General features: G+C 63.4%; 20 protein-coding genes. 10 read left to right on the top strand and 10 right to left on the bottom strand.

All coding sequences use genetic code 11. The features are described 5' to 3' along the window. Positions 1–292 (top strand): BA14K family protein (locus tag H8B02_RS28920; protein WP_229169365.1); only part of this gene is annotated, 292 nt, incomplete at its 5' end. Positions 293–382: 90 nt separating this feature from the next. Here H8B02_RS28920 and H8B02_RS28925 read toward each other — a convergent pair. Further along, positions 383–1,279, bottom strand: coding sequence for a DMT family transporter (locus tag H8B02_RS28925; protein ID WP_229169366.1), 897 nt, complete (start codon positions 1,277–1,279; stop codon positions 383–385). A gap of 180 nt (positions 1,280–1,459) precedes the next feature. On the opposite strand from H8B02_RS28925, the gene H8B02_RS28930 reads away from it, so the two are divergent. Further along, on the top strand, positions 1,460–1,864 hold the full coding sequence (locus tag H8B02_RS28930) for a response regulator (RefSeq protein ID WP_092113679.1): 405 nt from the start codon (positions 1,460–1,462) through the stop codon (positions 1,862–1,864). A 19-nt stretch (positions 1,865–1,883) separates the two neighbouring features. Further along, complete coding sequence (locus H8B02_RS28935) at positions 1,884–4,121, top strand: CHASE3 domain-containing protein (RefSeq protein ID WP_229169367.1); 2,238 nt, start codon at positions 1,884–1,886, stop codon at positions 4,119–4,121. 186 nt (positions 4,122–4,307) lie between these two features. Here H8B02_RS28935 and H8B02_RS28940 read toward each other — a convergent pair whose 3' ends face one another. Further along, a complete protein-coding gene (locus tag H8B02_RS28940) occupies positions 4,308–5,201 on the bottom strand; it encodes a DMT family transporter (protein ID WP_229169368.1) in 894 nt (297 codons plus the stop codon). Positions 5,202–6,019: 818 nt separating this feature from the next. Here H8B02_RS28940 and H8B02_RS28945 point away from each other — a divergent pair. The 3 genes from H8B02_RS28945 (at position 6,020) to H8B02_RS28955 (ending at position 12,339) form a co-directional block, all read left to right on the top strand. Then, positions 6,020–9,799 carry a vitamin B12-dependent ribonucleotide reductase gene (locus H8B02_RS28945; protein WP_229169369.1) on the top strand — a complete coding sequence of 1,260 codons (3,780 nt, stop codon included), beginning with the start codon at positions 6,020–6,022 and terminating at the stop codon, positions 9,797–9,799. A 248-nt stretch (positions 9,800–10,047) separates the two neighbouring features. Beyond that, positions 10,048–11,577: a coiled-coil domain-containing protein gene (locus H8B02_RS28950; RefSeq protein ID WP_229169370.1), complete on the top strand. Its 1,530-nt coding sequence runs from the start codon at positions 10,048–10,050 to the stop codon at positions 11,575–11,577. A gap of 84 nt (positions 11,578–11,661) precedes the next feature. After that, the gene (locus H8B02_RS28955; protein WP_229169371.1) at positions 11,662–12,339 is read left to right on the top strand and encodes an AbiV family abortive infection protein; all 678 of its coding nucleotides are present in this window, start codon (positions 11,662–11,664) and stop codon (positions 12,337–12,339) included. A gap of 140 nt (positions 12,340–12,479) precedes the next feature. On the opposite strand, the gene H8B02_RS28960 is transcribed toward H8B02_RS28955, so the two are convergent. From H8B02_RS28960 to H8B02_RS28970, 3 genes are all read right to left on the bottom strand, one after another. Further along, positions 12,480–12,854: a lysozyme inhibitor LprI family protein gene (locus H8B02_RS28960; RefSeq protein WP_229169372.1), complete on the bottom strand. Its 375-nt coding sequence runs from the start codon at positions 12,852–12,854 to the stop codon at positions 12,480–12,482. Between the two features lie 333 nt (positions 12,855–13,187). Further along, a complete protein-coding gene (locus H8B02_RS28965) occupies positions 13,188–13,460 on the bottom strand; it encodes a DUF2312 domain-containing protein (RefSeq protein ID WP_229169381.1) in 273 nt (90 codons plus the stop codon). Between the two features lie 388 nt (positions 13,461–13,848). Next, positions 13,849–14,985, bottom strand: a complete 1,137-nt coding sequence (locus H8B02_RS28970) for a metallophosphoesterase (RefSeq protein ID WP_229169382.1) — start codon at positions 14,983–14,985, stop codon at positions 13,849–13,851. 333 nt (positions 14,986–15,318) lie between these two features. Here H8B02_RS28970 and H8B02_RS28975 point away from each other — a divergent pair, with 333 nt between their 5' ends. From H8B02_RS28975 to H8B02_RS28985, 3 genes are all read left to right on the top strand, one after another. Further along, positions 15,319–16,164 carry a hypothetical protein gene (locus H8B02_RS28975; protein ID WP_229169373.1) on the top strand — a complete coding sequence of 282 codons (846 nt, stop codon included), beginning with the start codon at positions 15,319–15,321 and terminating at the stop codon, positions 16,162–16,164. A 255-nt stretch (positions 16,165–16,419) separates the two neighbouring features. Further along, complete coding sequence (locus H8B02_RS28980) at positions 16,420–17,409, top strand: LLM class flavin-dependent oxidoreductase (protein ID WP_229169374.1); 990 nt, start codon at positions 16,420–16,422, stop codon at positions 17,407–17,409. A 124-nt stretch (positions 17,410–17,533) separates the two neighbouring features. Further along, positions 17,534–17,878: a zinc ribbon domain-containing protein YjdM gene (locus H8B02_RS28985; RefSeq protein WP_229169375.1), complete on the top strand. Its 345-nt coding sequence runs from the start codon at positions 17,534–17,536 to the stop codon at positions 17,876–17,878. Between the two features lie 135 nt (positions 17,879–18,013). Here the strand turns inward: H8B02_RS28985 and H8B02_RS28990 are convergent, their stop codons facing one another. The 4 genes from H8B02_RS28990 to H8B02_RS29005 all read right to left on the bottom strand — a co-directional run bounded on the left by H8B02_RS28990 (position 18,014) and on the right by H8B02_RS29005 (position 21,547). After that, positions 18,014–19,297 (bottom strand): cystathionine gamma-synthase family protein, encoded by a 1,284-nt coding sequence (locus H8B02_RS28990; RefSeq protein ID WP_229169376.1) that lies wholly within the window; start codon positions 19,295–19,297, stop codon positions 18,014–18,016. Between the two features lie 252 nt (positions 19,298–19,549). Further along, positions 19,550–19,810 (bottom strand): PepSY domain-containing protein, encoded by a 261-nt coding sequence (locus H8B02_RS28995; RefSeq protein ID WP_229169377.1) that lies wholly within the window; start codon positions 19,808–19,810, stop codon positions 19,550–19,552. A 130-nt stretch (positions 19,811–19,940) separates the two neighbouring features. Continuing rightward, on the bottom strand, positions 19,941–20,690 hold the full coding sequence (locus H8B02_RS29000) for an ROK family protein (protein WP_229169378.1): 750 nt from the start codon (positions 20,688–20,690) through the stop codon (positions 19,941–19,943). Between the two features lie 461 nt (positions 20,691–21,151). Continuing rightward, positions 21,152–21,547: a LysR family transcriptional regulator gene (locus tag H8B02_RS29005; protein ID WP_312001317.1), complete on the bottom strand. Its 396-nt coding sequence runs from the start codon at positions 21,545–21,547 to the stop codon at positions 21,152–21,154. Between the two features lie 115 nt (positions 21,548–21,662). Between H8B02_RS29005 and H8B02_RS29010 the strand changes: the two genes are divergently transcribed. Continuing rightward, positions 21,663–22,460 (top strand): alpha/beta fold hydrolase, encoded by a 798-nt coding sequence (locus H8B02_RS29010; RefSeq protein ID WP_229169379.1) that lies wholly within the window; start codon positions 21,663–21,665, stop codon positions 22,458–22,460. Positions 22,461–22,627: 167 nt separating this feature from the next. Here the strand turns inward: H8B02_RS29010 and H8B02_RS29015 are convergent. Further along, a partial coding sequence (locus H8B02_RS29015; protein ID WP_229169380.1) for an FMN-binding negative transcriptional regulator occupies positions 22,628–23,195 on the bottom strand: 568 nt, incomplete at its 5' end.

The raw sequence follows: 23,195 nt of genomic DNA on the forward strand, positions 1-23,195 counted from the left end.
CGGTGGCGGCTGGCACGGCGGTTATCACCGTGGCGGCGGCGGCTTCTGGCCGGGCGCGGTTGCGGGCGCAGTCGTCGGCGGAGCGCTCGCCTCGGGCGCGTATTACGGCGGTTATGGCCCCGGATACGGCTACTATGACGACAGCTACGGCTATTACGACGACAGTGCGCCTGTCGCCGTGGAAGTCGCCCCGGGCGGCGACGCGAACTACTGCGCGCAGCGCTACAGGTCCTACGACCCGGGTTCGGGCACCTATCTCGGCTTTGACGGCCTGCGGCACCCCTGCCCGTAATGCCTGAAGGCATGATCCGGAAAAGTGTGAAGCGGTTTTCCCAAAAGATCATGCCCAGAAGCTAAAGGGCGGCGGCAACGCCGCCCTTTTTCATGTCCGCAACGCCACCGCGACGGCTGCGAACGTCACCACCAGCGCCGCGATGTCGCTCGTGCTGAGCGGCTCGCGCAGCATGGCCGCGGCCGCCAGCACGCCGACGACGGGCACCAGCAGCGTGCCGATCGACGCGGTCGCCGCCGGCAGCCGCTCCAGCGCCGCGAACCAGCAGACATAGCAAAGGCAGAACTGGATCAGCGTCATGTAGAGCATCGACGCCCAGCCGAACTGCGACAGCGCCGCAAGCTGCGGCTGCTCGATCAGGACGCCGGCGATCGCGATCGGCACGCAGCCGATCGCAAGCTGCCAGGCCGCAAGCGACAGCGGCGGCATTGCGAGCTTGAAGAACTTGGTCAGCACCGTGCCAAGCCCGACGCAGAGTGCGCCCGCGAGCGCGAACAGGAGGCCCGGCAACTTGCCGAGGCTCGCGTCGAGACCGCCACCGCCGATCAGCGCGGCAATGCCGGCAAGCGCCACCGCAAGCGCGAGCGCGCGCGGCAGCGACACACGCTCGCCGAGCACCGGCCAGGCCACCACCGCGACCCACACCGGAATCGAGATCCCGAGCACGGCCGCCTCGCTGGCCCGCAGCCAGATCAGCGCCAGGCCCATCGACGCGACCCAGCCGCCGATCGAAAGCGTCGACACCAGGACAAGCCGCAACCACATGCCGTCAGGGACGCGCAGCGCCTTTCCGCGTGCGACCGCCACCAGACCGAGTGCGATCGCGCCGACCACGCCGCAGAGCCCGCGCGAGGACAGCGGCGGCCACTCCGTGAGCAGGAACTTCATGATCGGGAAATTGAGACCCCAGCCGGTCGACGCGACGACCAGGAATGCGAGGCCGAGCGGTGACAGCGGGGCGCGGCCGGCGACTGGAACTGCGGTCATGGACCCGTCGTAATGTGGGCGGACAAATACCAGTGATGGTGTCAGGGCTAGCTGGAAATCTGCTTGTCAGCAAACAGCATATGCATTCTATGATACAGACTTTCCATCCAGGTTCCGCCTTAATCGGCAGACGGGCCAAGCGAGTCGACGGCACGCGAGGCCGCAGATTGAGGATGCATCGTGCCGAGCGTTCTCGTGGTCGATGACGACCCGATGGTGTGCGTTGCCATCGAGGTGTGTTTGCAGCGCCAGGGCTTCGACGTCACCGTCGCGGACGGCGGCGAAGCGGGCATGCGCGCGCTAGACAAGGCGTCGTTCGACGTCATGCTGGTCGACGTCTTCATGCCGCATATGCGCGGTTTCGAGGCGATCCGCGTCTTCCACGAGCGCGCCCCCCATATTCCCGTGATCGCGATGTCCGGCTATGCCTTCGCCAATGCCGACCGTGCGCCGGATTTCCTGCGGATGACGATCGAGCTCGGCGCGTCAGCCTGCCTGCGCAAGCCGTTTACCCCGCAGGCGCTGATTGCCGCCGTTAACGAATGTCTTGCGAAGTCCGCTCCTTCTGCTCGTCTTTCCAAATAATTGCTCGTACTAATCGTCGATGGCTTCCCAGCGTCTCATCCTCGGCAGCGGCCTTGCGATCCTCCTCGTCATCAGCGCGGCGTCGATCGGGCTGGACGTCAAGTCGCGCAGCGAGATTGATTCGGTCGATCACGCACTCGGCATCCTCAAGCGCATTTCGGATGCGCGTTCGCTGCCGCGCGGCGTCGAGAGCGCGGCGCGCGGGTTCGCGCTGACGGGCGACGCCTCCTTCGCCGACGAGTTTCGCGAGCAGAGCACCGCCCTCGCCGCCGCCTTCGACGACTTGATGGCTGCGGTGAAGTCGGCCCCGGACGAGGCGCAGCTGATCGCGGGCACCAAGGGACAGGTCGAGCGCGCCGTTGCGCTCGGTGCCGAACTGATCAGGTTGCGCACGGCGGGCGACACGGCCGGCGCCGCGGCACTGATCTCCGCGGGCGAGAGCCGCGCGCTGATGGACAGTGTCGGTGCGGCACTCGACCGCCTGGTCACCGCAGAGCGGCGCCTGCTCGGGATTCGCACCGAACAGTCGAAGACCAATGGCCGGCTGCTGCTGGCCGTCGACCTTGCCGGCGTGGTGATGATCCTGCTGCTCGCGGTCGCACTGACGCTGGCGGCCCGGCGCGCCAGCCGCGAACTGCAGGGCGCGCTCAGCGCGACCAAGGCGACCAATCTGTCGCTCGAGGGCAAGGTGGCCGAACGCACCAAGGATCTCGGCACCGCGCTCGAAGAGCTCCGCCGTTCCACCTCGGTGATGGAAACCACGTTCCGCAGCATGGCGGAGGCGGTGCTGGTGATCGACGGCGGCGGCACCGTGCTGCTCTCGAACCCGGCCGCCGAGAAGATGCTGCGCTACAGACCGGGCATGACGGTCCGCGAGCTGCGCGCCATGAGCAACGTGTTCCAGGCCGACGGCGTTACACCGATGCTGGCCAACGACATGCCCTCGGCCAAGGCGCTGCGCGGCGAGGAATTCGACGGGCTGGAATTCGTCGCCCGGCCGGTGCGCGGCGCGCCGGAGATTCACCTCGTGGTGTCGGGCCGGCCGCTGCGCGACGGCGGCAACACCATCACCGGCGCGGCACTGATCTATCACGACATCACCGCCTCGCGCGAAACCGAGCACAAGCTGCAACAGGCGCAGAAGCTCGACGCCATCGGCAAGCTGACCGGCGGCGTCGCGCACGACTTCAACAACATGCTGACGGTCATCACCGGCACCACCGAGACGCTGGTCGACAGCCTGCGCAGCCAGCCGAAGCTTGCGCAAACCGCCGAGCTGATCGACCGCGCCGCCGAACGGTGCCGCGAGCTGATCCAGCATCTGCTCGCCTTCGCCCGCCGCCAGCCGCTGGAGCCGCGCACCGTCGACATCAACGGCACCGTGGTCGATATCGCCAAGCTGCTGCGGCCGACGCTCGGCGAGCAGATCGAGATCGATCAGGTGCTCGCGCCCGATGTCGCCAGCGTCCATATCGATCCGTCGCAGCTTGCCAATTCGCTGCTCAACATGGCGATCAATGCCCGCGACGCGATGCCGAACGGCGGCAAGCTGCTGTTCGAGACCAGCAACATCGTGCTCGACGACGCTTATGCGGCTGTTAATCCCGACATCACGCCGGGCCGGTACGTGCTGCTCGCGGTCAGCGACACCGGCACCGGCATGTCGCACGCGGTGCAGGACAAGGTGTTCGAGCCGTTCTTCACCACCAAGGAGGTCGGCAAGGGCTCCGGCCTCGGCATGAGCATGGTCTACGGCTTCGTCAAGCAGTCCGGCGGCCACATCAAGATCTACAGCGAGGAAGGCCACGGCACCACGATCAAGCTTTATCTGCCGCCTGCCCGCGGCCAGGTCGAGGTGGAGGCCCCTGCGCCGGAGCCGCCGCGGCGCGGCAGCGAAGTCATCCTGGTCGTGGAAGACGACCAGCTGGTGCGCAACTACGTGGTCACGCAGCTTGGCGCCCTCGGCTACAAGACCATTGCCGTACCCGACGCCCGCGCCGCGCTGGCGCTGGTCGACAAGGGCGAGAAGTTCGACCTCTTGTTCACCGACGTCATCATGCCCGGCGGCATGAACGGCCGCCAGCTCGCCGACGAAGTGGCAAAACGGCGGCCCGGCATGAAGGTGCTCTACACTTCAGGCTATACCGAGAACGCGATCGTGCATCACGGCCGCCTCGACGAAGGCGTGCTGCTGCTGGCAAAACCCTATCGCAAGGCGCAGCTAGCCAGCATGCTGCAGCAGGCGCTCGGCGAGTGATGTGACGTGTGCCTGCCTGGATGATCCATCGGCCCCGTCATCCTGAGGTGCGAGCCTCTTCGGCGAGCCTCGAAGGATGCGCGGCCCCACTGTGGCCGATTCATCCTTCGAGGCTCGCTCCGCTCGCACCTCAGGATGACGGGGTTGAACGCATTCCAAAGCGATTCTACGCGGAGCGAGATCAAGTTACCTCGTCGCCAGCGCGACGCCGGCGAGCGTGAACAGCAACGCTGTGATCTGGGTCGGTCCGAGCGGCTCATGCAGCGCGACTGCGGAGGCAATCACGCCGATGACCGGCACCGCCATGGTGCCGATCGCCGCCACTGACGCCGGCAAACGGGCAAGCGCGGCAAACCATGCGACGTAGGCGACGCAGAACTGGATCAGCGTCGAATAGACCAGCAGCCACCAGCCGACCGTCGTGACGCGATCGAGATGCGTGGTCTCGATCAGGAGGCCGATGATTGCGATCGGCACGCAGCCAAGGCCGATCTGCCAGGCCGCGGCCGGGATCGGCGGCATCACCAGCGGATATTTCTTCGCCAGCACCGTGCCGAGCGCAAAGCCGAACGCGCCGCCGAGCGCCATGATGATTCCCGGCAGCTTGTCCTTGCTCGCGGAAATCCCGTTGCCGCCCATGATCGCGGCAAGGCCTGCAAATGCCATCACGAGCGCAATGGTCCGCAACAGTGTCGGCCGCTCGCCGAGCACCGGCCAGGCCAGCAGCGAGGCCCAGACCGGCATGGTGTAGGCGATCAATGCGGCCTCGCTCGCCGGCAGCCACAAGAGCGCGAGCCCCATCAGCACCATCCAGCCGGAGACGTTGAGCGCCGCATACAGCACGAGGCGCGGCCACAGCCGGGCCTCGACATGCAAGCTCTGGGCGCGGAGCAGCGCGAGGGCGGCCAGCAGCACGGCGCCGATCACGCCGGTGATGCCGCGCAAGGTCAGCGGCGGCAGCTCGCTGAGCAGGAACTTGGTGGACGGCCAGTTGAACCCCCAGCCCACCGAGGTGATGGCGAGGAACATCAGGCCGGCGGGCGCAAGGCGCTGCCGCGCGGAAGGCTTCTGGTCTGTCATGGAACCCGGCAAGGGTGTGAAGAGGATGTGAGTCGGCCTCACCTTGCCCGCGATTTTGTCGCCCGACCATCACGCCGCTGACATGCCTGATCCGTAGTTTGCCCGTAGCCTTACGTGAGTCCCAAAAATTCAATCCGCCACGGCGAATAAAAACTTCGCCTGTGAACAGCGGGGCGAACCTCCAATCCACAGGGGAGCTGAATTTTTTTGGCTTGGGAATCCCTGAGGACTCACCGATAGTTGGCTCGATCACAGGCGCGGCACCGCCCCCTGTTATCCCCCTCCATCCACCATATTTAGTGTTTGATTCAGAAACTCGTACTAGTCCTTGACGGGCGCAACGGACATGGCCTAGCTTTCAACCTGTTCGGCGCGAGTGTGTTTGGGTCCCCGCCGGTCGCTCCCACAAGGGTTCCAAAATGACCACTCCGCCAGGCCTTCGGGCCGCGGGTGAAGGGCTTGTCTGCCCTGATTTTGGGCTGCGGTCGGGACGACAGAACGGGCCGAGAAGGACCCGGAAACAGAGGCCGAAACCGGCCCGCAAGTGAGCGTACGCGTGACGTGTCGCGTGAGCGTTTGGGGCGTTGAATGCATGACCCGGAGGACCCGACCAGTCGGGCGCCGCCCGGGGATCATGCCGCCGCTGGGCCGGGTCGAACCGGCACTTGGCGGATGAGAGAAAACAGGCCGGATCCACCGGCTGAGCTGCGGATGACGGGAGGCGTGCTGACGCGTTTTCCCTGAGTCCGCGAACAGATAACATTCCGGCAAGCTGCGAATAACGTGGGGCCGGGCAGAAGAAGAGACGGGGCTCGACCATGCGAATCGAACGACGCAACACCACCAGCGGACAGTCTCCCTATGCCGGGATCAATTTCCGCCTGACCACATCTGAGATCCGCAACCCGGACGGCTCGGTCGTGTTCCGCGCCGAGAACGTCGAGGTTCCGGAGTTCTGGTCGCAGGTCGCATCCGACGTGCTGGCGCAGAAGTATTTCCGTAAAGCCGGCGTTGCCGCGCGCCTGAAGAAGGTCGAGGAAGAGACCGTGCCGTCCTGGCTGTGGCGTTCGGTGCCCGACACCGAGGCGCTTAGCCTCCTGCCCGAGAACGAGCGCATCGTCGGTGAGACCTCTGCCAAACAGGTGTTCGATCGCCTCGCTGGCTGCTGGACCTATTGGGGCTGGAAGGGCGGCTACTTCTCCACGGAAGAAGATGCGCTGGCCTTCTTCGACGAGCTGCGTTTCCAGCTGGCAAAGCAGATGGTCGCGCCGAACTCGCCGCAGTGGTTCAACACCGGCCTGCATTGGGCCTATGGCGTCGATGGCCCCGGCCAGGGCCACTACTATGTCGACTGGAAGACCGGCAAGCTCACCAAGTCGAAGTCGGCCTATGAGCATCCGCAGCCGCACGCCTGCTTCATCCAGGGCGTCGGCGACGACCTCGTCAACGAGGGCGGCATCATGGACCTCTGGGTGCGTGAAGCGCGCCTGTTCAAGTATGGCTCCGGCACCGGCTCCAACTTCTCGAGCCTGCGCGGCGAAGGCGAAAAGCTCTCCGGCGGCGGCCGCTCGTCCGGCCTGATGAGCTTCCTCAAGATCGGCGACCGTGCCGCGGGCGCGATCAAGTCGGGCGGCACCACGCGTCGTGCGGCCAAGATGGTCGTGGTCGATGCCGACCACCCCGATATCGAGACCTATATCGACTGGAAGGTGAAGGAGGAGCAGAAGGTCGCCGCCCTCGTCACCGGCTCCAAGATCAACCAGAAGCACCTCAAGGCCGTGATGAAGGCCTGCGTGAACTGCGAAGGCAGTGGCGACGACTGCTTCGATCCCGAGAAGAACCCGGCGCTCCGCCGCGAGATCAAGCTCGCGCGCCGCAGCCTTGTGCCCGACAACTACATCAAGCGCGTCATCCAGTTCGCCAAGCAAGGCTACAAGGACATCCAGTTCGACATCTACGACACCGACTGGGATTCCGAGGCCTACCTCACCGTCTCCGGCCAGAACTCCAACAACTCGGTGTCGCTGAAGGATGATTTCCTGCGCGCGGTCGAGACCGACGGCGACTGGAATCTGGTGGGACGCACCACCAAGAAGGTGACGAAGACGCTGAAGGCGCGCGACCTCTGGGAAAAAATCGGTTACGCCGCCTGGGCCTCCGCCGATCCCGGCCTGCACTTCAACACCACGATGAACGACTGGCACACCTGCAAGGCGTCAGGCGACATCCGCGCCTCCAATCCGTGCTCGGAATACATGTTCCTGGACGACACGGCGTGCAACCTCGCCTCCGCCAACCTGCTGACGTTCTACAGCACGACCACCAAGCGGTTCGACATCGAGTCCTACGAGCACCTCTGCCGGCTCTGGACCATCGTGCTCGAAATCTCCGTCATGATGGCCCAGTTCCCGTCGAAGGCGATCGCCGAGCTCTCCTACGAATTCCGCACCCTCGGCCTCGGTTTTGCAAATATCGGCGGCCTGCTGATGACCATGGGCCTGCCTTATGACAGCAAGGAAGGCCGTTCGCTGTGCGGCGCGCTGACCGCTGTCATGACCGGCATCTCCTACAAGACCTCGGCCGAGATGGCGGCCGAGCTCGGCACCTTCCCGGGCTACAAGAAGAACGCCGCGCACATGCTGCGCGTGATCCGCAACCACCGCCGCGCCGCCCACGGCAACGCGGGCGGTTACGAGGCGCTCTCGGTCAACCCGGTGCCGCTCGATCACGCTTCGTGCCCGCAAGGAGACATCGTCGCGCATGCCAGGCTCGCATGGGACGACGCGCTGGCGCTCGGCGAGGTCAACGGCTATCGCAACGCCCAGACCACGGTCGTGGCGCCGACCGGCACCATCGGCCTGGTGATGGATTGCGACACCACCGGCATCGAGCCTGATTTCGCGCTGGTGAAGTTCAAGAAGCTCGCCGGCGGCGGCTACTTCAAGATCATCAACCAGGCGGTGCCGGCGGCGCTGCGCGCGCTCGGCTATCGCGAGAGCGAGATCGCGGAGATCGAGGCCTACGCCGTCGGCCACGGCTCGCTGTCGAATGCGCCGGGGATCAACGCCACGACGCTGAAGGCAAAAGGCTTCACCGACGAAGCCATCGCCAAGGTGGAAAAGGCGCTGCCGACCGCGTTCGACATCAAGTTCGCCTTCAACAAGTGGACGTTCGGCGAGGATTTCATTCGCGACACGCTCGGCATCGGCTCCGAGGCCATCTCCGCGCCGGGCTTCGACCTGCTCTCGGCGGTCGGCTTCACCAAACGCGAGATCGAGGCCGCCAACGTGCACATCTGCGGCGCGATGACGGTCGAAGGCGCCCCGCACCTGAAGGCCGAGCACTACCCGGTGTTCGACTGCGCCAACCCCTGCGGCAAGATCGGCAAGCGCTACCTCTCGGTCGAGAGCCACATAAGGATGATGGCGGCGTCGCAGCCGTTCATCTCGGGCGCGATCTCCAAGACCATCAACATGCCGAACGACGCCACGGTGGAGGACTGCAAGTCCGCCTACCTGTTGTCGTGGAAGCTCGCGCTGAAGGCCAACGCGCTGTACCGCGACGGCTCGAAACTGTCGCAGCCGCTCAACTCGCAGCTCATCTCCGACGATGAGGACGAGGACGACGCGGTCGAGGCGCTCTACGAGAAGCCGATGGCGGCGCGCGCCGCCCAGGTCTCGGAGAAGATCGTCGAGAAACTGGTCGAGCGCATCGTGGTGATGCGCGAACGCGAGAAGATGCCCGATCGCCGCAAGGGTTACACCCAGAAGGCCGTTGTCGGCGGCCACAAGGTGTATCTGCGCACCGGCGAATATGACGACGGGCGGCTCGGCGAGATCTTCATCGACATGCACAAGGAAGGCGCGGCGCTGCGCTCCTTCATCAACAATTTTGCGATCGCGGTGTCGCTCGGCCTGCAATACGGCGTGCCGCTGGAGGAATATGTCGACGCCTTCACCTTCACCCGTTTCGAGCCCGCGGGCCCGGTGCAGGGCAACGACTCGATCAAGTACGCGACCTCGATCCTCGACTATGTCTTCCGCGAGCTCGCGGTGAGCTACATGAGCCGCTTCGACCTCGCCCATGTCGATCCGAACGAAAGCGGCTTCGACGCGCTCGGCAAGGGCGTCGAGGAAGGCAAGGAGCCGGATGAGGCCCCCGCCCAGCACCAGGCGACGAAGTATCTGTCGAAGGGTCTGACCCGGTCGCGCACCGACAACCTCGTCGTCATGCGCGGCGGCTCGGCCGCGGTGAGCGCCAATGCCGACAACGCGCCTGCCGGCGGCAGCCGCGTCACGGCGCTGGCGCCGCACGGCGCAACCGCCCGCGGCGCCTCCGACACCATCGAAGGTGCAGTCGCCCTGAAGCAGGAAGTCAGCCACGACCTCTCGCCGACCGAGAAGCTCGAGGCGCTTCAGAACTGGAGCAAGCCCGGCACCGCCGCAGGCGCCGCCCCGTCCAAGGCGGAGCGTCGCGCCGAAGCCAAGGCCAAGGGCTACGAAGGCGAGATGTGCTCGGAGTGCGGCAACTTCACGCTGGTGCGGAATGGGACCTGCATGAAGTGCGATACTTGCGGGTCGACGACGGGGTGCTCGTGAGGTCCGACTGAGCTATTCACTGAGACTATTGGAGGGGGCCGTTCAGACGAACGGCCCCTTTCTTACGCGCGACAATCTGCGGTAGAGTACGCCTATTCCTAACCACCAGTGAGCTACGACTCACATTCAATCGCTTTCGTTCTGGATAACCAATGGCATCAACGCCAATTTGGGATGCATTACGTCCCGCAGCCGCACGACTAGAACGCTCAGTACGTGAGCACGAAGTACTTCGGGTAGCAGCTACCGTGGGCGATGACTTCGCGGAGAACGTCGCAAGCGCTGCACGTCGAGAAGTACTCGCATGGACAGAAAAGCGCAGCGGTGGCCGATTTCCAAGGGAAGCGTGGCAACACCAAGATTTCGAGCATTTTTCGGGTGGACGAAACAGTATCGCGGTCCGTTTGGAACGAGACGGTGCAGATATTTGGGCCATTCGAGCCGAAGACCCAGACAAGCAGATTCCAGGCAGAGTCTGGACTACCGAAGTAGTGGTTGGCGTATTAGAAGGTCAACCTCCGCGATTCAGCGCGCGGCTGCTGGCGAACTCCCCTGAGAGTGAACTGGACATAGAGCCTCACGTTCCAGGGTTCGTCCAACAAGTAGCAAACAAATGCGGATTGACGCGCGGCGCGTACGCCCTCGACCGTGAGCCCCGACTGATCGACAACTATGTCGACGCGGATCAGCTCTGCGAAATGATGGTCGATCCAAATCGCAAGCTGCCCCTATTCGTGCTTACCGTTCCGGAGGGCGCGGCGAACGAGACGCAGCCGCTTATCGACGCCAAATCCCTCGCCCGCGCGACTCTTGGGATGGCTCTGGTAGTAATCGTTCCAGCCGTACTCACTTGGGTCTTAACCGAGCGTTTTGGCAAGCAACGATCGGTGTTCGGGGGCGCGGCAAGGGCCTACCTTCCGGGATTTACGGAGGATGCCAGTCCTTACCAACATCGGTTGGCACTAGCCGACTATCTCCTCTCGGAGGACGGCCCAACCCAATGTGCTCGATGGATGCGTACGGTCGCTGCGAGCGAAAGCATCCGTCACGCCCGGATTGGGCATGAAATACTCGCGTTCGCGGCAATCAGAAGCTCCAGTCTGAAGCTAAAGCAACAGCGCTTGGCTACAGAAGGCGCAAGCGACATCGAGCAGCTCAAGGCAGCGGAGCTTCGGATTGCAACCCTTGAGAAGCAAGTAGAGGACGAACAAGCGTCGCTTGATTACTTTGCCAGTGAGCACGCGCGAGCTGAGCAAAGAGCTCAGACGGCTGAGGAGCAGCAGCGGGCTTCGGCATTTCGAATTCAACAACTGCTGGATCAGATCAAAGCGAGGGGCGAAGCGGTTGATGCGAATTTGCCGATGCCTGTGTCATGGGGGGAATTTGCAAATTGGTGTGACGTAAACTTAGCGGGTAGAGTCGCTCTTAGCCCAGCAGCGAGGCGGTCTGTCAGGTCTCCATCCTTTGACGATTACTCGCAAGCCGCGCGCTGCTTGCTTTGGCTAGCCAACGAGGGCAGGTCCGCGCGAATAAACGGAGGAGAAGGCTCGATCAGAGACGAGCCTGTTGAGGAAGGCGTTCGCAACGCCCACTGTGGAAATGATGCCTTCGACTTCGATTGGCAGGGCAATCGATACACGGCCGACTGGCACATCAAAAATGGCGGGAACACTAGAGATCCGACGCGCTGCCTTCGCATCTACTACGCCTGGGATGCAGCCACTCAGCAAATCATCGTCGCTGACATGCCCCATCATAGGCGAACCGGAGCTAGCTGACTCTCAGAACGCTTCACTGATCACGCCTACCCTCAACCTTGGGTGCGTGGCAAAATTTGCAGATTCCGCGGTTAAGATACATTCATGATGAACGCCCTTTCAAAAGATCAGGCCCTATCGATCGCGGAAATTTCAACGGCTATGGGAGCCTGTCTTGCCAACTCGCAGGAGCTTCTTGAAGAGGCGGCGTTGCTAGTCGAAGCGGGGCACACCGCGAGAGCCTTCTTTTTGTATTATACCGCGAGCGAAGAACTGGCCAAGTTTTTCATCTTTGAAGCTGCAGGGAAAAGAGTTGCATTAGGCGACCCACCCAACTGGCGGCGCTTTTGGCAACGGTTCCGAAGCCACGACTCCAAACTCGCGCACATCGAAGTTCGCGCCCGCATTCCACTCAGAGACGAGAAGCCTGAGGACCACGAGCTAGCTCTTACCGGCTTAGATCTGTTGTCCAGTTATGGTGCTCTCCCTCGGAATACCACTCTCTACGTAGACTTGGACCCAAATCATTTGTTTCGTAAGCCTTCGGATATCGACTGGACCTTTGCGTTGCCTTCGATAGAAGCACTTGCGCGGCATTTGCTTCATTCCGCCAAACAGGGCGGCGATTCGCCCGACGCCATCGCACGTGCAATCCAACAAGAGCCATCTGAGACATCGAAGAAGCATGCATTGCGCACGCTTGAACATGCGGTCGTCAGATTAAAGGCCAGCGGCATAGAGAAGGACGAACTCCTCAAGAGGCTCGACAAATTCCTTCGCTAGCAAGCGTAGGGCAATTGGCCGAAGGCGTAGTCCGCGCTTCGCCCGCAACAGTCTCGACGGGTTACTCTTCCGCCTTCGCTCAATGAGCTGCGGCTGACAAGTTAGCCCGCCCTACTCGCTGAAGATCAAAACGGTACCATCTACCGCGAGGCGTGGGCGCGGCTTTCAAGAAGCAGCGTGCGGTCGGCGATGTCCTTCAATTCGAACGCCTGGGAGTCAAGGAACGCGACGGACCCGTTGTTGGGGTCCGCGGCGAGGCGATGGGTTTCACTGAGATGATGCTTCAGCCAGGCCCGCTGCTCCGTCAGCAATTGCGCGTGCGCCTCGCCCTTCGACTTGGCGAGAAGGGCTTGATAAGCTGTGTTGAGCCTCGTGTCCCACTTGTCGATTTCGGTCTTGCCGCAATCGAGCATCTTCGTTGACACCCCTTCTGCCTTGTCTATGCACGCATCATACTCGGCGCGTTGCTGCGCGCGGACCGATAAAGTGCCGAGCACGAGCATAGCTGCAACCATGACAAGCCTTCGCGAAAGCATCACCACGTCCAAATCACCCTGCCTGCGTCTTTCGACACCCGTCGCCGCACAAAAGCGTCCGAAATGAGATCAAAGAATTGATGCACTGGCTATCTGGCGGGGACTGCTCAGCAAGCGTAGGGCGGATTGGTTAGCACACCGGGTCCGCGCACAGCGCGGCCCGATGACAGGCTTCGGCGTAACTCGCCGTTTCGCTGGCAACAGTCGCGGCGGGTTACGCTTCCGCCTTCGCTCGATGAGCTCCGGCGGACAAGTCGCTAACCCGCCCTACTCGCTGCCTCCCGATGAAAGCACACAACGCCTCCGCAGACCTCACGCCGCTTTCGCGGTCTTGCCTTCTGCCGGCGCCGTCTCCATCGCGCGCATGTAGAGATCGAGCAAGGATTCACGCTCGTCGCGTTCGTCCTGGTCCTGCTTGCGCAGCTTGATGATCTCCTTGAGGATCTTCACGTCGAAACCTTCGCCCTTCGCCTCCGAGAAAACTTCCTTCTTCTGCTCGCTCAACTCCTGGATTTCGGTGTCCAGGTTCTCGATCCGCTCGACGAAGGAACGAATTTTTCCGCCGGGAATGGTGATGTCGGACATGGTGCCTCCTTCTGAATGAGGTCGTGAAAATGCAAGCAAAGAGATGACCAATGTCTTAAGCCGCGCGATCGGTGCGGCGTGTTCATCGCTGCGGTATTTTTGTGATGGCCGCGCGCGCATCATCGCATGCGGAACAAATCACTCATAGCATGATGAGATTAGGTTGAGTTGGAGCGGCGTCGGAGGTTCACCTCTCCCTTGGGAGAGGCATAGGCCGCCTGCGGCGGCCGTCCACGAAGAGAACGCCGAAGCGAAGCTTCGGCTTTGGCGCAGCGCCGGGTGAGGGGTTACGGTCTCTCGTTGGAGCTGCGGCCCCTCACCCGATTTGCTGCGCAAATCGACCTCTCCCCGCTGGGGAGAGGTGAATCGAACCTGCGACCAAATCGATTCAAGCCAACTTCATCCCGTCATCAGCCACCCGCAGCGTGATCCGCGTCAATTCGGACGGGCGGCCGAGCCGCAAGGCAAAACCCGGCCACAGCGCGGTGCCGTTGTTGACGTAGAGCGTCATCCCGTCGACGTCGTAGCGGCCCGAGACGAAACCGGCATTGGCGGGCGCGGCCAGGCGGTCGATCCCCCGGATCAATCCGCCATGGGTGTGTCCGGAGAGTTGCAGGGCGACGCCGAGCCGAGCTGCGTTTCGTGCGTCGCTCGGCTGGTGGTCGAGCAGGACGACGGGCGCGCCTTTGGGGGCGCCGTCGAGAACCGCGGCAAGGTCGCGGACGGAATGCCCCCGGTGGCGCGACGCGCGATCGGTCAACCCCGCGATCACGAGCCGGCCGCCGCCACGTTCGAGGACGATGTGCCGGTTCTCGAGCGAGCGCAGGCCCAACGCTTCGTAATGCGCCATCCAGGCGTCATAGCCGAAGATATATTCGTGATTGCCCGAGATCACGTAGACGCCATCGGCGGCCACGAGATCCTGCAACGACGCGATGTCCTTGCGCCGCGCATCGACGGTGCCATCGATCAGATCGCCCGTGATCGCGATCAGGTCCACGCCGAGCTTGTTCGATCGCGCGACGACCTCGCGCGCCCACGGCGCGGGAAACAGCCGGCTGATGTGAAGATCGGTCAGTTGCAGGATGGTGTAGCCGTCGAACTGCCGCGGAAGTCCGCTTATGCCGACTTCGACATCTTTCAGCGGCGGAATGCGCATCGCCTGATGGACGCCGATCGCGGCGGCAACGGCCGCGAGCGCAGCAAGCGCGTAGCGGACGCCGTCGGGCGCGCCGACGAAGCCGCCGTGGATCAGCGCTGCGACCAGCAGGCTAGCATCCAGCGCCAGTTGCAGCAGCGCCAGCAGGACGATCGCACCGAATGCCCAGTTGAAGAGAGCGACCACCGGACGCGGAAACTCCGGCGAGAATTCCGATCCCGACGACCATCTGTTCCAACGGTGAAACTGCAAGGCGACCAGCACGAGCAACGCTGCGACGATCTTTGCCGGGAGCGGCCAATCGAGCGGCCAGATGAAGCGGGCCAGGATCAGCAGACTGGTCAGGCCGAAGATGAGCTGGGGAATAGGTTCGCTCCGGATTGGATCGGTGGGCTGTGCGGTGGGCGCTCAGCGAAGGTAGGGTGGATCGGCCGCAGGCGTAAGCGGCCATCGTCAGCACATTTTCGGCAAGTGACGCTTCGCTGAAACGCCCTGCGCACTCTTAGCTTGGCTGAAGCAAGGCTGACGCCGTCGCAGCCCTCGTCTCAGCAACGCCGAAGGCCGTTGAGGTTTTGGTCGAGGTCTCCAGGCACCTCCTCCCATTGGCATCGTCAGCCGATCCCTCGAAAAATAGAACTTGAACATTGCTCATTTTCTTGATCTATTATTGAACAATGTTCATTTTTACTGGAGCCGACGATGCAGACGACCTTCCGGATGGACGGATTGACCAGGTCCGAGCGGCCCGTGAAACCGTGGATGAAATACACCCCGACGATCATCACGATCGGCATCATTGCCGCATTCGCGATGCACGGACGGATCGCGCAGCCGGCCAACTACAACAATTTCGCCGACCACTCGGCCTTCTTCGGCATCCCCCACGCAGCCGATGTCTTGTCGAACGCAGGCTTCGCTCTGGTCGCGATCTGGGGCTGGTTGGCGCTGCGCCCTTGCCGCAACAGCGATCAGCGGCGCGCCGGATGGCCGGGCTATCGCCTGTTCCTGATCGGGCTGTTCCTGACCGCCTTCGGGTCCGCCTTCTTTCACCTTGCTCCCGGCAATGGCCGGCTGACCTGGGACATGCTGCCGATCGCGCTCGCCGGCGCGGGCTTGCTCGTCGGCGTTCGCGGCGACACCCAGCCGGGATCGAAGACGAACATCGAAGCGATCGTGCTCGGGCTTTTCGCCGTCGCCAGCGTCGCATGGTGGGTCACGACCGACAGACATGGTGCGGGCGACCTGCGGCCGTATCTGTTGTTGCAGGTACTGCCGCTCGTCCTCATCCCGCTCTGGCAGGCGATCTATCGCGCGCCGCGCGCCGATCGCATCGCGTTCGCGACCGCAATGGCGCTGTACGTGCTGGCCAAGATCGCTGAGGTGCTCGACCATCAGATCGCAAACACGCTCGGCTTCGTCAGCGGACACACGTTGAAGCATCTGATCGCGACGGCAGCCACGGCAGCGATTGTCTGGGGCGTGACGCGGCGTTTCGCCGGTGGCGGCCGTCGAACGGCGGCGGGCACTCACACAATTTCGGAATAATGGAAAACTACCGCTGATTTGCCCGACGCGTCAAGTCGCTTTTCCGAGTCCCCGCGGCCACTGCTACTTTGCATGGGGTTGTTTTCGATATTTTGGGGAGCGTGGCTTTGCTTCGTCGGGTCGCATCAGGCGGATTGACCCGCACGGCGACCGTATCCATATGCATCTGCATGAATCGGCCGAAGCCCGCCGTTTCGCCCACCTGGACACAGCCAAATACCACCGGCTCCCCGTCCCTAACGCTCCGGAGCTCTCGTGGCCGCCCTCTCCATTCTCGATCTCGTACGCGTCACCGAGGACACCGACGCACGCGGCGCGCTCTATAACGCGCGCGATGTCGCCGTGCACGCCGAGGCGCTGGGCTATCGCCGGATCTGGGTGGCGGAACACCACAACATGGCGGGGATCGCGAGCGCCGCGACGTCTGTCGTGATCGGGCACATCGCGGCGGGCACCAAGACCATCCGGGTCGGCGCCGGCGGCATCATGCTGCCGAACCACGCGCCTTACGTGATTGCCGAACAGTTCGGCACGCTGGCGCGGCTGTTTCCTGACCGCATCGACCTCGGCCTCGGCCGCGCGCCGGGCACCGATCAGCTCACCCTGCGCGCGCTGCGCCGCACGCCCGAATCCGCCGAGAACTTTCCGCAGGACGTGCTCGAGGTGCAGGCCTTCCTCGCCGCAGCCGGTCCCAACCAGCGCATCCAGGCGGTGCCTGCCGCCGGCACCGACGTGCCGCTATGGATTTTGGGATCGAGCAACTTTGGCGCGATGCTGGCCGGCGAGCTCGGCCTGCCCTACGCCTTTGCCTCGCACTTTGCCCCCGAGCTCCTGATCCAGGCGCTCGGGATCTATCGCGCGCGCTTCAAGCCGTCGGAGCAACTCGAGCGCCCCTATACGATGGTCGGCGTCAACATCATCGCCGCCGACACTGACGCGGAGGCGCGGCGGCTTGCCACCACGCAGCAGATGTCGTTCACCAACATCTTCCGCGGCGCGCGCGGCCTGAGCCAGCCGCCGATCGACGACATCGAGACCTACTGGTCGCCATCCGAAAAGGTGCAGGCGATGCGGATGCTCGCCCGCTCCGTCATCGGCTCGCCCGAGACGGTGCGTGCCGGCATCGATGCGCTGGTCGCGGAGACCGGCGCCGACGAATTGATGATCGTGTCCGACGTCTACGATCACCGGAAGCGGCTGCGATCGTTCGAATTGATCGCCGAGGCCGGCGGCATCAGCGGCTGACCATTGTCGCAATCCTGCGATGAGCCAAAGGCGTCATCCGCCGCCCTTCGCGGCGGGTTTTCCCTTGCTTTGCCCGCACGCGCCCCTACGGTGCCGCCCGTCACGACGGAAACGGATCTCGACGATGGACGCGGCCATGAACTGCCCGAAATGCAATTCCGAGCATTCCTATCAGGATGGCGCTCTCTGGGTCTGCCCGGAATGCGCCCACGAATGGAGCGCCGAGGCGGCTGCGGACGCTTCGCAAGAGGCCGGCGTGCGTGATGCGCACGGCAATCCGCTGGCGGACGGCGACAGCGTCATCGTGATCAAGGATCTCAAGGTCAAGGGCTCGTCATCGGTCGTCAAGGGTGGCACCAAGGTCCGGAACATCCGCCTCACCGAGGGCAGCGACGGACACAACATCGCCTGCAAGATCGACGGCATCGGCGCCATGAACCTGAAGTCGGAGTTCGTGAAGAAGGCCTAGCCAGCGCAACATGCGCAGGGCGGATTAGTAGCCGAAGGAGTAGTCCGCCATCTTCCAGCCGTTCGGCGGATCACTCGGAGGCTGTAATCGGCCGCCTGCGGGCGGCCCCGCTGGCCAACCCGCCCACGTTATTGCTCACACCCTGCTCAGCGCCTGCGCGATGTCGGCGACCAGATCGGACGGATGCTCGATGCCGATCGAGAGCCGGATCGTCGTATCCAGCACCCCGATCTTCTTCCTGATGTCGGCCGGCACACCGGAATGCGTCATCGTGGCAGGCAGGCTCGCGAGCGACTCGGTGCCGCCCAGGCTCACCGCGAGCTTGAAGATCTGCAAGCTGTTGAGGAATTTCTCCGCCGCCGCCTGCCCGCCGACGATGTCGAACGAGAAGGTCGAGCCGGCGCCAGAGCTTTGGCTTGCGAACACGCGCCCCGCCGGTGACGCCGCGTCGTGATGGCCGAGATAATGCACCTGCGCCACCTTGGGATGGTCGCGCAAATAGTCGGCGACGATGTGCGCGTTGCGGTCGGCCTTCTCCATGCGCAGGCTGAGCGTTTCCAGCGAACGGCTGATCATCCAGCAGGAATGCGGATCGAGCTGGGTGCCGATCGCGCCGCGCAGCGCCTTGACGTCCTTCATCAGCTTCTTCGAGCCGAGCGCCGCGCCCGCGATCAGGTCGGAATGGCCGCCGACATATTTGGTCAGCGAGTACAGCGAGAGGTCAGCGCCGTGCTCGATCGGGCGCTGAAACACCGGCCCGAGCAGCGTGTTGTCGCAGGCGATGATCGGGGTAAAGCCCTGCGCCTTGCCGATCGCGTCGGCGACGCGCCGGGTGAGAGCGATATCGACCTGGCCGTTGGTCGGATTGGCCGGCGTCTCGATGAAGATCATCGCGACGCGGCCTTTCTTCATGGCCTCGTCGGCAGCAGCGCGGACGATGGTCTCGTCGAGGCCGTCGGCAAAGCCGACGGCTTGAATCGAGAACCCCGCCAGCGTCCTGCTGAACAGCGTCTCCGTGCCGCCATAGAGCGGCTGCGAATGCAGGATGACGTCGCCGGGCCGCGCGAAAGCCAGCACCGTGGTCGAGATCGCCGACATGCCGGAGGAGAACAGCGCACAGCTCTCGGTGCGCTCATAGATCGCGAGCCGGTCCTCCACGATCTCGCTGTTCGGATGATTGAAGCGCGAATAGACCAGCCCCGCTCCCATGCCTTCCGGAGGCTCGCGTCGGCCCGCGACGAAGTCGAAAAAGTCCTTGCCGTCCTCGGCGGTCCGGAACACGAAGGTCGAGGTCAAAAATACCGGCGGCTTGACGGCGCCCTCCGACAGCTGCGGATCGTAGCCGTAGTTCAGCATCTGGGTTTCCGGATGCAGCAGGTGATTGCCGATGTGGGTTCTGGACGGAAACGGTTTGACCACGGCCAGTCTCCTTGTTCGAGGGACCGTCGCATGTGCGGCAGGCCCTTAAGAATCTGCCGCAAGCATACTCCACCTTTGTGCCATTCCGCCAAAACACTGCATCGAACACTCTGGATAACGAACGGCCGGCGTGCGCCCTGCACGGCCGGCCGTCTGAAAACCGTTGCTCGCATCGCGCGTGCGTGATGTCACTTAGCGGGCGATATCAGGACCGATCGCCGGCGCGGGCTGCTCACGCTGCGGTGAATACGGCTACCAGCTGCGATCCACATTGCGCACCTCGCCGGTCCGCGCATCGACATCGACCTGCATCCAGCGGCCGAGCCGGTCGCGGCCCTCGACTTCCCACTCGTCGCCGAGGAACTGGGTGTTGGACACCGTCACGATGCCGAGATTGGTCGCGACGTCGAGGGCCGCCTCCATCGAGATCTGGCTGCCGGAATCATAGGCCATCGCCGGCGTCGCTGCGCCGATCGCCAGCGCCGCAATGGCGGAAATAATATAGCTTCGCATCAGTCACTCCTCATGGAACGGGATGTCATGCCGCATAAAACGAGCGGCGCCCCCAATCAGTTCCGGCAACAGAGGTGACGGAGCAGCGCGAAGCTTCAGCAGTTGCGGCAATTTGGTGGCAGTTCCAGTTTCACCGACGCGCGCTGCGCGACTTGCGCGTTGCCTTCTTCCACATCCGGAAACCACCCTCGAATGCGTTGGCGTTGTCGCCGAACCTTACCTTGGGCGGCGGGTTGTCGACCTTGTCGGCGTTACCGCCGCCGAGCACGATGTAGTCGGGCTCCAGCGCCGCCGACAGCCGCGCGATGACGTCGTCGACGCTCTTGCGCCATTTCTTCCTGCCGCGCCGCTCGAGGCCGGCCGCGCCGACGTAATCCTCGAACGTCCCGTCCCTCTGGTAAGGCAAATGCCCAAGCTCCATCGGCTCGTAAACCCCCTCCACGATCATCGCCGAGCCAAGCCCGGTGCCGAGGCCCAGAAACAGCATCCGCCCGCCCTGATAGCTTCCGATCGCCTGCATCAGCGCATCGTTGACGGCCTTCACCGGCCGGCCGAACGCGCTGTGAAAATCGAAGCCGGCCCAGCCGCGGCCAAGATTATGCGGCTCCGTCAGAGGACGGTTGTGAACCACCGGTCCGGGATAGCCGATCGAGATCACGTCATAGGACCAGTCACTGGTCAGCGCCTTGACCTGCCGCACCATCTCGATGGCGGACAGAGTTGGACCTGACTCGAATTCGCGCTTGATGCGCTCCTTGTCGGTCATGACCTTCACATGCGTGCCACCGATGTCGATCGCCAGCACCGTCCGGCGCGACGCGGGCTTCGTCGTCTTCCTCGCTGTCTTCCTGCTTGTCTTCTTGCCTGTCTTCGTGGCCATCAATGCGATCTCTCTTGTGCGCACCGAGTGGAGCAGAGAAACGCATCGCGCGCCACAGCTCCGTTCTGCATCTGACTCCAGTTTGTTCGCGAGGAACGAATCGGAATCGAGAAAATCGGCGCGGCTCAGGCATTAACAATACGTATGCACCCGACGTGTCCGAGCGGCTGATGTTGTCCCGAGATGGGATAATTGCTCCCGGCACGGAATATCTCCGCGCATTTCGAGCGCACTGCGGTCGATCGCTTCACCGATCAAGCGACGAATCGCATCACAGCCACGTTCCCCATCCGACTCCAGTTTGTTCGCGAGGAACGAATCGGAATCGAAAAATCAGCGCAAGGCGATTCTTAACAACGTGTTTGCATAACTTGCCGCGGATGCATTTCGTACGGCGGATCAGCGCAAGCGCAATCCGACATCTCTCGATAACGTCGTGCCGACACGTTACGGCCCGCGCATCATGGGCGGCGCTTTGCGCGCACCCGCGTGTTGGGATATTTGGCAAAGAACCCCGAGAGCATTTGTAGGACGGGCGGCCGTGGGCAGAGGTCACCGATGACGACACGCAGGACAACCTCTTCCCCGCTGACAAGCTGGTCCGCATAGGTCTGCAGCAGATCGAGTTCGCGCAGCGTCAGCCGCGTGCGCTCGTGAAACGTCCGCCCAGCCTCCGTCAGCCCGACACGGTATCCGCTGCGATCGAACAGCGTGAGGCCGAGCTGCTGCTCGAGGCGGGCGATCGCCGCGAACACCGACGGGTGCGAGCGGTTCAGGGCGGCGCCGGCAGCCTGGAAGCTTCCCTTGGTCGCGACCGCGTCGAAGCAGCGCAAGTCGTGGAGCTTGATCCGGTCCATTGTCCATAAATCCTACAGAGATTGATCGATCTTAGTAATTTCCTCTGCCGGGCGCGAGCCCTAGCCTGGCTCGACGCGAAGCCGCGGGCTTCCACCAGCATAAGGGACTGACGAAATGAGCGACGATCGACACTTCACGACGGGGGACGGCTGCCGGATTGCGTACCGTATCGAAGGTCCCGACAATCGGCCGGTGCTCGCGCTATCGAACTCGATCGCCACCAACCTGCACATGTGGGACCGCTCGGTGCCGGCCCTCAGCCGGTCCTTTCGCCTGCTCCGCTACGACACCCGCGGTCACGGCGGTTCAGACGCGCCGGTGGGCGCCTATTCTATGGATCGGCTCGGCCGCGACGTGGTCGAACTGCTCGACGCCCTCGGGATCGATCGCGCACATTTCCTCGGCCTGTCGCTCGGCGGGTTCATCGGGCAGTGGCTCGGTATCTTCGCGCCTGAACGCATCGATCGCCTGATCCTCTCGAACACCGCGTCCTATCTTGCGTCGGAGCTGCCGTTCGACGACCAGATCCGCGCCGTGCTGGCCGCCAGCGACATGGACGCGATCGCTGATGGCAAGCGCAACTGGTTTCCCGCGACGATGCTGGCTGCGCCGAACGCGATTGTCGAAGAATTCCGCGGCATGGTGCTCACCACTCCGCCACGCGGCCTCGCCGGCTGTTACGCCGCACTGCGCGATGTCGACGTTCGCCGCGTCATCTCGCTGATCACGGCGCCGACGCTGGTCATCGGCGGCGACAGCGACACCGTCACATGGGCCAATCACGGCGAGGCAATCGCAGCGGCGATCCCCGACGCAAAGCTCGTTCTGCTGCCCGGCGTTCACATCCTCAATGTCGAGCAGGCGGATCGATTCAACGATGTAGTCTCGAATTTTCTTCGGTCCGCACCGTAAGCGTTCTCGATCCGACTCCATTTTGTTCGCAAAGAACGAATCGGAGTCGAACAAATCAGCACGGCGAAAATCTTGACAACACGTTTGCAGTTTCGATCGTGATCGACTTTGTAGGGCGAATTAGCGAAGCGTAATCCGCCATCGGTCCGCAACACCTGAGCGGCGGGTTACGCTTCGCTAACCCGCCCTACGCATCGTCCAGCCTCATATTCAAGCTCCGGCCGCAGCGCGCGCATCTTCTCCGCAAGCCTGTGGCTTGAGGTGTCCTCCGCATGCGCGAGCCGGTTGACGAGCGCGACATAGTCCGCATCGCTCTTGTGCTGGTTGAGCTTCGACTGGCCCTCGATCTCGTCGACGACGATATCGATCACCCTGATCCCCGCCAGCATCTGATCGCGCTTGCCGGGCTCCATCTGCGTGAGGTCCCAGGGCTGCTTCGGCAACCGCGCCTCGGAGACCGCGAGCAGCGCATCGCCGTGGCCGCGGTTCTCCCCGTGATCGCGCAGATGCGCGACGCCGGACAAATGCACCGCCTCGTAGAGCCAAGTGGAGACGTTATCGCGCGAGACGTACCAGTCGTTCGAGATGTAGGCGTCGTCGCCGGAGACGATCAGCAGGAAACGCCTGACGCCGTCGGCGAGTTCGACCAGCGGGTTTTTCGCGGTGAGATGGATCTGCACGATCACGCGATCGTCGCGCCGCGCGATCACGAACGGCACATGAGATGCCCGCGGG

Origin of the sequence: Bradyrhizobium altum, assembly GCF_020889705.1 — a bacterium.
GTDB lineage: Bacteria > Pseudomonadota > Alphaproteobacteria > Rhizobiales > Xanthobacteraceae > Bradyrhizobium > Bradyrhizobium altum.